This is a genomic window from Peptostreptococcus sp. (assembly GCF_036639115.1).
Classification (GTDB): Bacteria; Bacillota; Clostridia; order Peptostreptococcales; family Peptostreptococcaceae; genus Peptostreptococcus.
Window position 1 is genome coordinate 120,851 of the sequence record NZ_JAVWJH010000001.1, and the last position, 12,952, is coordinate 133,802.

8 protein-coding genes and 1 CRISPR repeat array (1 of these 9 only partly in view) are annotated in these 12,952 nt (G+C 28.1%); all 8 genes read left to right on the plus strand.

Annotated elements, in window-relative coordinates; genetic code table 11:
- Positions 1 to 402: 402 nt before the first annotated feature.
- The 8 genes from RR561_RS00455 (at position 403) to cas4 (ending at position 11,114) form a co-directional block, all read left to right on the plus strand.
- Entirely contained in the window at positions 403 to 1,707 is a 1,305-nt protein-coding gene (locus RR561_RS00455; RefSeq protein WP_332505464.1) for an alkaline phosphatase family protein, read from the plus strand.
- A gap of 1 nt (position 1,708) precedes the next feature.
- Positions 1,709 to 2,962 (plus strand): MFS transporter, encoded by a 1,254-nt coding sequence (locus tag RR561_RS00460; protein ID WP_332505465.1) that lies wholly within the window; start codon positions 1,709 to 1,711, stop codon positions 2,960 to 2,962.
- A gap of 805 nt (positions 2,963 to 3,767) precedes the next feature.
- Positions 3,768 to 4,511 carry a CRISPR-associated endoribonuclease Cas6 gene (gene cas6, locus RR561_RS00465; protein WP_332505466.1) on the plus strand — a complete coding sequence of 248 codons (744 nt, stop codon included), beginning with the start codon at positions 3,768 to 3,770 and terminating at the stop codon, positions 4,509 to 4,511.
- Positions 4,508 to 6,100, plus strand: a complete 1,593-nt coding sequence (gene cas8a1 / locus RR561_RS00470; protein ID WP_332505467.1) for a type I CRISPR-associated protein Cas8a1/Csx8 — start codon at positions 4,508 to 4,510, stop codon at positions 6,098 to 6,100. The genes cas6 and cas8a1 overlap by 4 nt, the downstream gene beginning before the upstream one ends.
- 68 nt (positions 6,101 to 6,168) lie before the next feature.
- Entirely contained in the window at positions 6,169 to 7,047 is an 879-nt protein-coding gene (gene cas7i / locus RR561_RS00475) for a type I-B CRISPR-associated protein Cas7/Cst2/DevR (RefSeq protein ID WP_332505468.1), read from the plus strand.
- Positions 7,040 to 8,134, plus strand: a complete 1,095-nt coding sequence (gene cas5, locus RR561_RS00480) for a CRISPR-associated protein Cas5 (protein WP_332505469.1) — start codon at positions 7,040 to 7,042, stop codon at positions 8,132 to 8,134. The genes cas7i and cas5 overlap by 8 nt, the downstream gene beginning before the upstream one ends.
- Positions 8,135 to 8,195: 61 nt before the next feature.
- Entirely contained in the window at positions 8,196 to 10,565 is a 2,370-nt protein-coding gene (gene cas3 / locus RR561_RS00485) for a CRISPR-associated helicase Cas3' (protein WP_332505470.1), read from the plus strand.
- Positions 10,566 to 10,619: 54 nt separating this feature from the next.
- Positions 10,620 to 11,114, plus strand: coding sequence for a CRISPR-associated protein Cas4 (gene cas4, locus RR561_RS00490; RefSeq protein ID WP_332505471.1), 495 nt, complete (start codon positions 10,620 to 10,622; stop codon positions 11,112 to 11,114).
- A 175-nt stretch (positions 11,115 to 11,289) separates the two neighbouring features.
- A CRISPR array of direct repeats spans positions 11,290 to 12,952; the repeat unit is 30 nt; unit sequence GTATTAAACTAACCAAAATGGAATGTAAAG (it continues 1,670 nt past the right edge of the window).

Here is a 12,952-nt window from a genome sequence, read left to right on the forward strand (position 1 = left end):
GTCAGTAGTCAGTAGTTAAAAATAAATATCAATATAAAAAATGATCCACAGCATAAATTTAATTCTAAATTGCTGTGGATTATTTATATTAATTTTAAAATAACTATATTTATAATGAAAATAGTTCTGTCTATAAGTTAAAATAAAATTAATAGTATATATATGCTTGTGAATTATAAAAATACTTGTAAATTGTAAAAAATTAAAGAGATGTGTGTCTATAAATTGCAATAAAAATTAATCTATGGTGTACAATAAATAAAAAATAAATATGTGTATAATTTATAGCAAAATTAATGAAAAAAAGTTATTATCATAGCATTTAGATTATAGAAATAAAATAGGGATATAAAAGATAATAGGCAAGTATATGAGCTATAATATATGTAAGAGAGGTGAATTATGATAAAAAAATACCTACACATTCTATCTTATGATGGACTTTCAAAGGTAGATATAGATAAATTAAAGAAGCTACCAAATTTTAAAAAATATTTGAAAGAAGCCTCAGGATGTTTAAATGTAACAAGTGTATACCCTAGTCTGACATACTGTGCACATACATCGATCACTACAGGGGTATATCCGAACAAGCATAGGATTATAAGTAATACTAAGCTTGAGCCATATAGAAAGAGTCCTGATTGGCACTGGTATGATAGAGACATAAAGGCAGAGACATTTCAAAGTTTAGCAAAAAAAGCTGGCTATAAAATTCTTTCTATATTTTGGCCAGTAACAGCAGCATCAAAGGATATTAAGTATAATATGCCAGAAATATTTGCAAATAGATGGTGGAAAAAACAAAGCTTTGTATCATTATTTAATGGTAATCCATATTTTCAGTTTATACTAAATTCAAAGTTTGGAAAACTAAGAAATGCTCTAAAAGAACCTGAATTGGATAATTTTTCTCATCAATCATTTTTATATTCACTAGAACATTTTAAAGCAGATATAAATATGATTCACTACATAGATCTTGACTCTCAGAGACATGAGTTCGGATTTAATTCAAAAGAAGCTGATGAAGCATTGGTGAGACTGGATATCAGACTTGGCGAAATAATTGATAAGCTAAAAGAAATAGGTATTTACAAAGATTCGGTAATAGTAGTATTGGGAGATCACAGTAGTAAGGATGGTCACAGCAATATATATCTTAATAGCCTGCTATATAAAGCAAATTTATTAGAAAAAAATGAAGATAAAACTGTGAAAAGCTTTAAGGTAATATCTAAATCTTTGGACGGATCGGCCTATATTTATGGAGATGAAAGTATAGGTGATGAAGAGATACTAAATATACTTGATCCTCTATTAAGAAAAAAAGTAATAGAAAAAGTTTATACAGGAGAAGAAGCTGGAAATTTGGGTGCAGATCCTAGTTGTAGATTTATGCTAGAAGCTTCTGAAGGTTATTTCTTCGCTGAAGGAGTAGAGGAGGAAGTAATAGCAAGAGTCGAAAAAATAAATGCTGCTAGAAAAAGTGGTCAAAAAAAGGTTCATGTTAATAATCATGGCTATAGTCCCACTTTAAAAGAAAATTATGAAACAGTATTTCTGATTTCAGGTAAGGGAATTAAAAGAAGTATATCTATCAATGAAATGAGTTTGATTGATGAAGGACCTACATTTGCTAGGGTAATGGGACTCGATATGAAAAATTGTGATGGAAGAGTAATAGAAGAATTTTTGGAGGAATAATGTGAAAAAATTTTCTAAGAAAGAGTGGAGCTGGATTTTATACGATTGGGCAAATTCAGCATTTGTCATGACCGTTTTGTCGACCATACTTCCTATATACTTTACATCAATGGTTGGCGAATCTGGAATATCAAAAGAGATGGCCACATCCTATTGGGGATACACCAACTCATTTGCATCCATAATAATTGCAGTACTATCGCCAGTAATGGGGAGTTTGGCAGATTATATGGGTGTAAAAAAGAAGTTTTTCACGGTATTTTCCATGTTAGGAGTAATCTTTACTGGAGTATTGGCTATAGTACCTTATGGTAATTGGCAATTTCTTATGATAACATATGTAATTTCCTTAGTTGGATTTTCACTAGGAAATGTATTTTATGATTCATTCTTGACAGATGTAAGCTCAGATGAAAGGATGGACACTGTATCTTCATGGGGCTATGCTATGGGATATATAGGTAGTACAATACCATTTATAATATGTATGGGTCTGGTTATAGCATCTCAGAAGGGCATAGTAGATCTTAGTGTAGTGTCTGCAACAAGAATATCCTTTATAATAACTGCTATATGGTGGTTTGTATTTACGCTTCCAATGTTGAAAAATGTGGAACAGATACATGGAAAATCATATGAAAAAATTCAAATAAAGAATTCTGTAAAGAAGGTAAAGGAAAGTTTTATAAGAGTAAAAAGCAATAAAGCGGCATTTTTATTTTTATGTGCATATTTCTTCTATATTGATGGAGTAGATACTATTATTCGTATGGCCACAAGCTTTGGCACAGCCTTAGGTATAGATTCCTCTACTCTATTGATCATATTGCTGGCAACCCAGTTTATAGCCTTTCCTTTTACAATAATCTATGGAAAACTGAGTCAAAAATATGAAGGTAAAAAAATTCTTTTGTTCGGTATAGGAATATATATCATAATTTGTATATACGCATTTTTTATGAATTCGGCGAAAGAATTTTGGATCTTAGCAATAATGGTTGGAAGTGCTCAGGGAGGAATACAAGCACTGAGTAGATCATACTTTGCAAAGCTGATTCCAAAAGAACATTCAAATGAATTCTTTGGATTTTATAATATATTCGGAAAGTTTGCAGCTATTATAGGACCTTTCATGATAGCTATAACCACTCAAATCACTGGGGACGTGAGAAATGGAGTACTGAGTCTGATTATATTGTTTATAATAGGTGGCTATTTACTTATTAGAACAAATAAATTTGAAAAAAATAGATAATATACTGAAAAGAGCTGTTGAAGTACTTCAACAGCTCTTTCGGAGGTTTAGGATTTTATGCCTCAATATGAAATTTTAAAAAATGAAAATATTATGCTTATAAACAGTATAGCACATTTAACAGAAAATTTGTTCAATTTAAACTTTTACTTAGATTTATATTTTATAATAAACTTGAAGATTTGAAGAAATTAACTCAGAGATTAGCAGGTAACTACATAAAAAGGCTTTAGCTGATAGCTAAAGCCTTTTTTGCATTTTATTAATTTATAATGCATTCCATTCCAATATGGTAAGTTTAGTTTTATAGATTTACAATAAATTCATAAAATAAATTAATAAATTTACATTCCAATATGGTGAATTTTAAAAAATGTTAATCGAATTATTAATACATATTATAACATATATTAATGACTTTATAAAAATCAAAAATGAATAAATGATTTATATAATTATTATTAATTTATTATATTATTATAAACCCTTTATTAATTTATTGTATATAATTTATTGTATATAAATTATATTGTTTTGTAAAATGTATTTACTTTGTTAAAATTTTGTGATAGTCTTTTAGATAAGATAATAAATCAATACAGATATAATATTAAATAATAAGTTTCAGTTATATGATATTATATTGATTAAAAAGGATATTTATTTAAAGAATAAAAAGATGATTATAATATAAGAATATATTAACTCTAAAAATGATATGGTAATATTATGAAAGTTCGTTTGAAAATTTTAGGAAAAGATTACTGAAAATTTAAAAAATATAAAAGTAAAAAGGAGGAAGTAAATGAGGATTTTAATGAAATTTAGAATGGATGAGACTTTTATACCATTGGATTATCATAAAATGATAATTAGTTTTATAAAAAAGTCAATTAGTGAATATTCTGATGGAAAATTTTTCGATGAATTTTACAGTGAGGATATATCACAAAATAAGAGAAAGAATTTTTCTTGGAGTGTAAGACTTATCAGTCCAGAGTTTCACAAAAATAGAATAGAAGTGCTAGACAAAAGCTTTGATTTAACTTTTGTGATAGCAGATAAGATGAATATGTTGATACTATTTAATTCTTTTCTAAGTCAAAAAGGTAAAAAATTTAAGATTTCTAGAGACAACTCAATCAGATTAGAAAAAATAAGTATTCTAGAGGAAAAGGTTGTCGAGGGAAATGTTGCTCAATTTATACTATACTCACCGCTAGTGCTGAGAGATCATAATAAAGATAATAATAAGGATAGATATATTACGGTAGAAGATAGTGATTTTATAGAAGCTTTAAAAATAAATTTGAGTAGATCCTATCCAAGTTTTGAAGATGAAATTAAGGATCTAAAGATAGATATATCTAAAATGAAAAAGCAAGTAGTGCCCTTGTTTGGACATATGATAGAGGTTTCTTTAGGAAGTTTTCTTGTAATGGCAAATTCGAAACTACTAAATGTTATGTTGAGTAACTCAATCGGAAGTAGAAAAAGTGCTGGATTTGGTGTTTTAAGCTTGAGTGACTCTTGGGAGATAAGACTATGATAAAGAGAGATTTAAAAGGAAAATTTGATACAGTTTTAGAGTTTTCCGATTGGAGATACTCAGCATCGGCAGTTGGCCTTATGAGATATTTTGAAGAAATGGGATTTGTTGAGGGTGATGATTATTCTAAAACTTATGAAGAAGAGCATATTATTGATGGAGAAAGTGAAATAATAATAAGAAACGATGTTTTGTGCTACAATACAAAAGACATATTGCTAGATGATGAAGAAAATAGGAAAAGATATCTAGATTTTGTTGAAAAGTATTTTAAGTCTAAGATGTATCATTTAGGACTAAAGGCTTTGATTAAAAAGGACACTTTAAGTGATGAGGATGTGAAGTCTATAAATGATTTAATGAATAGCAAAGCCATAATGAAGAAAGTATTCAAAGAAATTGATATAGATATTGATTCTGATAAATCTACAAAAAAAAATGTATTAAATTTGATGGAAAAAAATAGATATAATTTGATAGAAGAAGCTTATAAAAATGCGACGGCAACATATAAAAAATTTTGCAATCAGAACTCTTTTGGAACAGTTGAGGGAAAAGTTTGTAGATTAGTTGGTTACTATGTAGATTTGTCTAAAAAGAAAAAATCAATGGCTTTTAATTGGGATTATAATACCTATGTTTATGAAGACTGTCCTGAGTTTGACTATATTCCGTTTGCTTTTAGCAAAACCAGAGATGCATTTTTTATAAATAATAATATTAATGCAAAGGAATTATTAAAAGCCAATGAAAATTTGAATAATTCTTTATCTATTGAAAATCATGTAATTGATGATAATAAAAGTGCTAGAAGTGCTTTATTTTTATCTTCATCAAAAGCTGCTCAATTTATAAATTATCAGGTTGAAATTATAATTAAAAATAGGGATAAAGATTACTTTGAGACTATGTTTGTAAGAGACGAAGCAATAGATATATTTAGAAAAATATCTGGAGAGAATAAACTTAAAGAATCAAAAAAAGGATACGAATATATACTTATGGCCTTAAATAATCCTTGTATTTATGGGAGTAAAAAACTAGAAAAAGTTCAGTATTTAAATATCAGTAGTATAGTAGTTGACTCGATATTAAATATACTACGTTTGGATCCTCTAATAGATAAATTATTAAAGGATAGAAAAGAGAATGATCATAGTTTTTTGATAAGTCAATTAATAATAATAAATACATATATCTATGAAAAATTAATAGAAATAGAAATTACATATAATTTTAATAAAAAGGACATTATAATGAATAGTATTGATAAAAAGGAGTATTTAGATATGAATGAAATAAAAGATATTAATAATAGTACAAGGGGGGCAGCTTATGCAGCAGCTAGTATAATGGAAAAAAATAAAGTGACAGGTTATAGAAATAAGTTAATATCTTGTCTAACTTTTAAGGATTATGATCGTTTTTGTACAGTGTTATTGCAATTATCAGCATATAGTAAAATAAATTTTGTATTTGCTTATAAGTTATTTGAAGACTTTGAAAAAAATAAGAACCTTGCATACATATTCGTCAATTCATTTGTAAAAGATGAAAAAAAAGAAAAAAAAGAAAAAAAAGAAGTTTAATTGCTTATTTGAATTTAAATAAGTAATTAAAAATAAATAGTTAATATATAAAATAAGGAGAAAAAATTATGAAAAATAAAGCTTTAACTATGACAATCGTGGCAAATATGACATCAAATTATGGAGAGGGTCTTGGAAATATCTCTTCTGTTCAAAAGGTATTTAGAAACGGGAAAGTATATGCAATTAGAAGTAGAGAAAGTTTAAAAAATGCAATAATGGTTCAAAGTGGAATGTATGATGATCTTGAGGTAGTAGTAGATGGAGCTACTCAAAAAAAGGTTGATGAAAACAAAAATGCAAGTAACTGTAGAGCTTTAGAAGGTGGATATATGAGCACATCTCCTACAACAAAGATAAGAAAAAGTTCTTTTTATCTGACAGATGCAGTGGCTTGTAATGAATTTATAAATGAGACAAGATTTCATAATAATTTATACCTTGCATCTAGCTATGCAAAGGCAAATGATATAAAGCTTAAAGAAGAGATCAAAAAATCAGGTCTGAGGCCTTATCAGTACGAATACGATAATTCAATGAAACAATATAGTATTACATTCGACTTAGATAAGGTAGGAGTAGATGTCAATTATGATACTGAAGCTAGCAAAGAAGAAAAAATACTTAGAGTAAAGGCAATATTAGATGCTATTGAAAATTTAGCATTAGTTGTGAAAGGAAATCTAGACAATGCAGAACCACTGCTTATATTTGGTGGAATAGGAGATTATAAGACACATTACTTCGAAAATGTAGTCAGAGTTGCTAGAAATGAATTGGATATAACAGAAGATTTAAAGAGAAGACTAGATAATGGGTATAGAGTGGGGATTTTACGAGGTGGAAATTTTGAAAATGAATCTGATATTATTGAAGAGTTAAAACCTATTAGTATGGCAGAATTCTTCAGTAAGCTTGAAGAGGATGTGAAAGAATACTATGAATAAAAAAATCTTAAGGATAAAATTGCATCAAAATAAGGCTCATTATAGAAAAGAAGAAACAATCAATAATAAGATGACTTATCCACTTCCACCATATTCAACAGTGATAGGTGCAATACATGCAGCATGTGGATATGAAGAATATAGACCTATGGATATAAGTATCCAAGGACGTTATGAATCAATGGATCAAGAAGTTTATCAGGACCTTGTATTTTTAAATAGTATAATGGATGATAGAGGAGTTTTAGTAAAATTGGACAGTGCAGATAAACTAAACGATGGCTATAAAATAGTTGCAAAGGTACTTAAATCACAGGGGAATAGCTTTAAGAAGAAGATCACTATTGATATTTCTGATGAGGAAGAGCTAGATGAGTATATTAGAATATCTAATCTCAGAGATGTTTTTCAAGAAGAAAATGCACTTCTTAAAGAAGAAGAAAAAGAGATAAAGTCTAAAATAAAAAGTCTAAAGATAAAACAAAAGGAAGAAGAAAAATCTTCTGATATATACAAGGTTTTGGACAAAGAAATAAAGGAATTAAACGATCTAATAAAATCAAAGAAAAAGGAATTAAAAGAAAGAAAAGATCGACAATATACAGAGCCAATATCCCTGTATGCCAGCCTAAATACATCTATTAAGAGGTATGAAGTCTTGTATGGGGTAGATCTAGTGATACATGTAAGAAGTGATGAAAATACTATAGAAGAAATAATGGACAATGTATTAAATATTACTTCTATAGGGAGAAGTGAAGACTTCGTTGATAATGTAGAAGCCAAGCTTGTCGAGATATCAAAAGAAGATTACGAAAGTAAGTTTGTGAATTCGCCCGAATTGTATAGTGCATATATTGACTACAATTCAATAGAAGAAAAGATGATAAAGTATACTTCAAGAAGAAAAAGTGTTTCATCAATACCAACTAGAGGTACTTGTTATTATCTTAATAAAGACTATGTAATTGAAAAAAATAAAAGGATATTTAATAAGAAAAAAGTTGTATACTTGTCAGGCTATAAAATGAAAGTGGATGAAAATATCCAGGTAGACGATGAAGGCTATATTATGAGTTTTCTATAAAAAATATAACCCTAATATAACTATTAGGGTTATGATTTTATCTATATTTGGGGAGATGAAAATGGTAAAAATAAATTATTTAAATGTTGGGGATTATCTAGCAAAGCCTGATGAAACTATTAAAGAACATACAGAAAATCTTTTATGTGAAATGCATAAACTTATATCAAATAATTATTTGGTAAATGAAAAAGAAATTGAATTACTGGAAAAATCAATAGAAATTCATGACATAGGAAAATCGAATAGCTGCTTTCAAGATAGAGTAGTAAATGGTGGAAATTTTAATCCTAAAAAAGAGGTACCTCACAATGTATTATCTTATTATATATCGGACACAGCAGAAGATGATTTTATAATAGATTATGCAGTTATTAATCACCATCATTATGTAGATAATTTTGAAAGTAGAAGTAATGAAGATATTTCAGATCTTATAGAAAGAGATTTAATAGATTTGCAATTGAAGCTGACTTCTAGCAAGATAAATGAGAGAAAAATAGAAGAAAAAATAGAAGAAAAAATAGATAACTTGGAAGAAATTTTAGAAAAAGTAAATTTATCATTGGAAAAAGGAGATCTTACTCACGTTAAGATATTGGGGCTTTTAAATAAATGTGATTACTCCGCAAGTGCCCATATGCCAATAGAGTATCCAGCAAATTTTCTAGAAGAAAAATTAGAAGCAATGATGAATAAATGGAGTAAGAGTAATAATTTTTCTTGGAATGAACTTCAAAAGTTTTGTATAGAAAAAAGAGAGGAAAATATTATAGCGATTGCATCTACTGGAATGGGAAAAACAGAAGGAGCGTTGTTATGGATAGGTGACAGCAAGGGATTTTTTATATTGCCACTTAAAACAGCTATAAATTCAATATACAAAAGAGTAGTGGATTCGGTAATCGAAGGAGAAAATATTAGTGAGAGGGTTGCGCTGCTTCATGGTGATAGTATGAATATATATCAGGGAATGGACAAAGATAAAAATATACCTAATATTACGTCTTACTACAATGAAAGCAAAAGATTTTCGATTCCTCTAAACATATCTACCCCAGATCAACTTTTCGATTTTATTTTTAAATCGAGAGGATATGAACTAAAGTATGCTATGATGTCATATTCTAAGGTTGTTATAGATGAAATCCAAGCATATGGCCCAGATTTACTGGCATCAATGGTTTTGGGAATACAAAAGATCATCGATATAGGGGGTAAAGTATCTATATTTACGGCAACATTTCCACCATTTATCATGGATCTTATAATGAAAACCAATAAAAATGGAAAAATTATTGAAAAATATAGATTTAAAGAAGCAAAATTTGTGACAAAAGTGGATAGACACAATATAAAGGTGATCGAAAAAGAACTAAATTCAGAAGATATTATAAATCACTATGAAGAGAACAATACAGAATCCAAAAAATATCTTATAGTATGTAACACCGTAAAAAATGCTCAAAAGATATATGAAGATTTAGTTGATGCAGGATTTGAAAATATTAATATACTACACAGTAAATTTATAAAAAAAGATAGGTCAAAAAAAGAAGATAAAATTATGGATACTGGAAAAACTTTTATAGAAGATGGTGATTTTAATAATAAGGATGAAATATGGATTTCAACGCAGATTGTAGAAGCAAGTCTAGATATTGATTTTGACTATTTGTTTACGGAACTATCAGATTTAAATTCATTCTTCCAAAGATTGGGTAGAGTCAATAGAAAAGGAAAAAAATCAATAAACAGAATTAACTCCTTTATATACACAGAAATCAATAATAAACTTTTGATTAATAGAGATAAAGAAACGGGATTTATTGATGAAGGCTTGTATAAGCTGAGTAAGGAAGCTTTACTTGAATTTAAAGAAGGGGTTATATCAGAAAGAAAAAAACAAGAAATGATAGAAGAATATTTTACTACAGAAAAGTTATCTACTAAAGAAAGTAGATTTCTAGAAGAGTATTGGAAAATATACAAGTACTATAATAATCTCAATGAGTTTGAATTGGCAGATAAAGTTGTAAATAGAAAGTTTAGAAATATTATTTCCTTTGATGTATTTCCAGTGGATTTAGACGAGGGACTAATAAATGGCGAAGAGATAAATCAAATAATATATCAAATTGAAGAAAACAATAAAAAAATACACTTATCCGAAAATAAAGAAGAGAGAAAAGCTCTTATTTTAGATGGATATAAATTGAAAGATGCATTGATGCAATATACAGTCTCAGTGGGGATATATGATATAAATAGAGGTGATTTAAACAGTTCAGAAACAATTGAAATCTCTAAAAATCGTTTTATAAGAAAGGTAAAATGCCGATATAAAGATATGGGATTCCAGAGATTAACTAAAGACGATTATAGTGATAATAGAAAAGAAAAAGATGAAATATATGATAACTTTATATAAAATAATATGAAAACTGCACCTTGAAAACTAAATATATTTTGAAAGGACTCTAATATGAAAAAGGAAATTACTGGAATCATGGTGTATTACTATGTAGTTTGTAAGAGAAAGCTATGGTATTTCAACAATGGACTGAGCATGGAGCATACAAATGAAGATGTTGCAATTGGAAAAGCAATAGATGAAGAATGTTACTATGACGAAGAAAAGCATATCAATATAAGAAATATCATAAATATAGACTATATAAAAGATAAGAATGTAATACATGAAGTTAAAAAGAGTAAAATTGTTGAAGAAGCATCAATACAACAAATAAAGTATTATTTGTGGTTTCTAGAAAAAGAAGGTGTTGAAAACGTAACAGGAATACTGGATTATCCTTTGATAAGAGAAATAAAAAAGATAAAACTAGTAGATGAAGACAGAGTAAATATTGAAAAAATACTTGAAGAAATTAATAAAATAATAGAATTGGAAATACCACCAAATATGTGTAAAAAAAAGATATGCAAAAACTGTGCCTATCATGATATTTGCTTTATTTAAAAGTCGACATGAGATACACCAAAAAACATGCTGGGTCGACTAAAGGAAAAAACGTTGAGAATTCAAATGCTCTCCGATTTATGATATAATTGAAATATAAATTGGAGAATTATCTCTGTAGGTCGACAGAAATGGATGTTGAATGCTAGTAATAGCAAGGGACTAAATTATAGCTGTATTAAACTAACCAAAATGGAATGTAAAGGCAGTTTTTTTAGATACATCAAACTTTTCCATTAATGTATTAAACTAACCAAAATGGAATGTAAAGTATTAACTGATAAAGCTATTAAAGTAGAGATAGGCAGTATTAAACTAACCAAAATGGAATGTAAAGTGCTTTATTAGCTGTTTTAACTGCATCTCCTAATATGTATTAAACTAACCAAAATGGAATGTAAAGACATCATATCCGTGTTCTGATAAAAATTTCTTCTGAGTATTAAACTAACCAAAATGGAATGTAAAGTTTTATCTCCTCCCTTCCGTAATTGATAATGGTGTTGTATTAAACTAACCAAAATGGAATGTAAAGGCTTTCAAGTCTTCTCTTATGAAAATCTTATCTCCAGTATTAAACTAACCAAAATGGAATGTAAAGTTTTAAGTCATTTATGAACCTTTGACAACATTGTATCGTATTAAACTAACCAAAATGGAATGTAAAGTGCTTTATTAGCTGTTTTAACTGCATCTCCTAATATGTATTAAACTAACCAAAATGGAATGTAAAGACATCATATCCGTGTTCTGATAAAAATTTCTTCTGAGTATTAAACTAACCAAAATGGAATGTAAAGTTTTATCTCCTCCCTTCCGTAATTGATAATGGTGTTGTATTAAACTAACCAAAATGGAATGTAAAGGCTTTCAAGTCTTCTCTTATGAAAATCTTATCTCCAGTATTAAACTAACCAAAATGGAATGTAAAGTTTTAAGTCATTTATGAACCTTTGACAACATTGTATCGTATTAAACTAACCAAAATGGAATGTAAAGTAAAATTTCTAATGTTTAATCTTGTTAGCTTTATTTGTATTAAACTAACCAAAATGGAATGTAAAGGCGTTAGTGACCCATATGTTAAGGTCTTTGGTCATGTATTAAACTAACCAAAATGGAATGTAAAGTGTGATATACTGTTCTATTTAGAAAAATTTTTCTTTCGTATTAAACTAACCAAAATGGAATGTAAAGTAGAGTATCTCGTTTTCTGTTTTCTCCGTATAAGGGTATTAAACTAACCAAAATGGAATGTAAAGATGACACACCCTTTACCAACATGACAATCTGGCATTAGTATTAAACTAACCAAAATGGAATGTAAAGTTAGTTATATCTAGTGGCTTTACTTCTTGATAGTTCGTATTAAACTAACCAAAATGGAATGTAAAGTCTTCTGTTTGAGAATCTAATTTTACTCTAGAATAGTATTAAACTAACCAAAATGGAATGTAAAGAACGATGTTCTAAACGTGCGTGAGCAAGCAAACACAAGTATTAAACTAACCAAAATGGAATGTAAAGAAAGATTTACCATTTTAGGAGGTGAAAAATAGATGGGTATTAAACTAACCAAAATGGAATGTAAAGATGGTAAATAATGAGTTTTCGCTTAGCGTTTTTGCAGTATTAAACTAACCAAAATGGAATGTAAAGTCTCTAGTATATTTTAATTCAGGATCTTTTGTAAGCGTATTAAACTAACCAAAATGGAATGTAAAGTTAAGGAAATGGACAACAAAGAAGATATTTTAGAAGTATTAAACTAACCAAAATGGAATGTAAAGCTAGTAGAACCCCCAGTATTATTTGAATTGTTGTTAGTATTAAACTAA

Bases quoted from the DNA above. Each gene is read 5' to 3' on its own strand.
- cas6 (WP_332505466.1), top strand. From the start codon at position 3,768: ATGAGGATTTTAATGAAATTTAGAATGGATGAGACTTTTATACCATTG.
- RR561_RS00455 (WP_332505464.1), top strand. From the start codon at position 403: ATGATAAAAAAATACCTACACATTCTATCTTATGATGGACTTTCAAAG.
- cas7i (WP_332505468.1), top strand. From the start codon at position 6,169: ATGAAAAATAAAGCTTTAACTATGACAATCGTGGCAAATATGACATCA.
- cas3 (WP_332505470.1), top strand. From the start codon at position 8,196: ATGGTAAAAATAAATTATTTAAATGTTGGGGATTATCTAGCAAAGCCT.
- cas4 (WP_332505471.1), top strand. From the start codon at position 10,620: ATGAAAAAGGAAATTACTGGAATCATGGTGTATTACTATGTAGTTTGT.
- cas8a1 (WP_332505467.1), top strand. From the start codon at position 4,508: ATGATAAAGAGAGATTTAAAAGGAAAATTTGATACAGTTTTAGAGTTT.
- cas5 (WP_332505469.1), top strand. From the start codon at position 7,040: ATGAATAAAAAAATCTTAAGGATAAAATTGCATCAAAATAAGGCTCAT.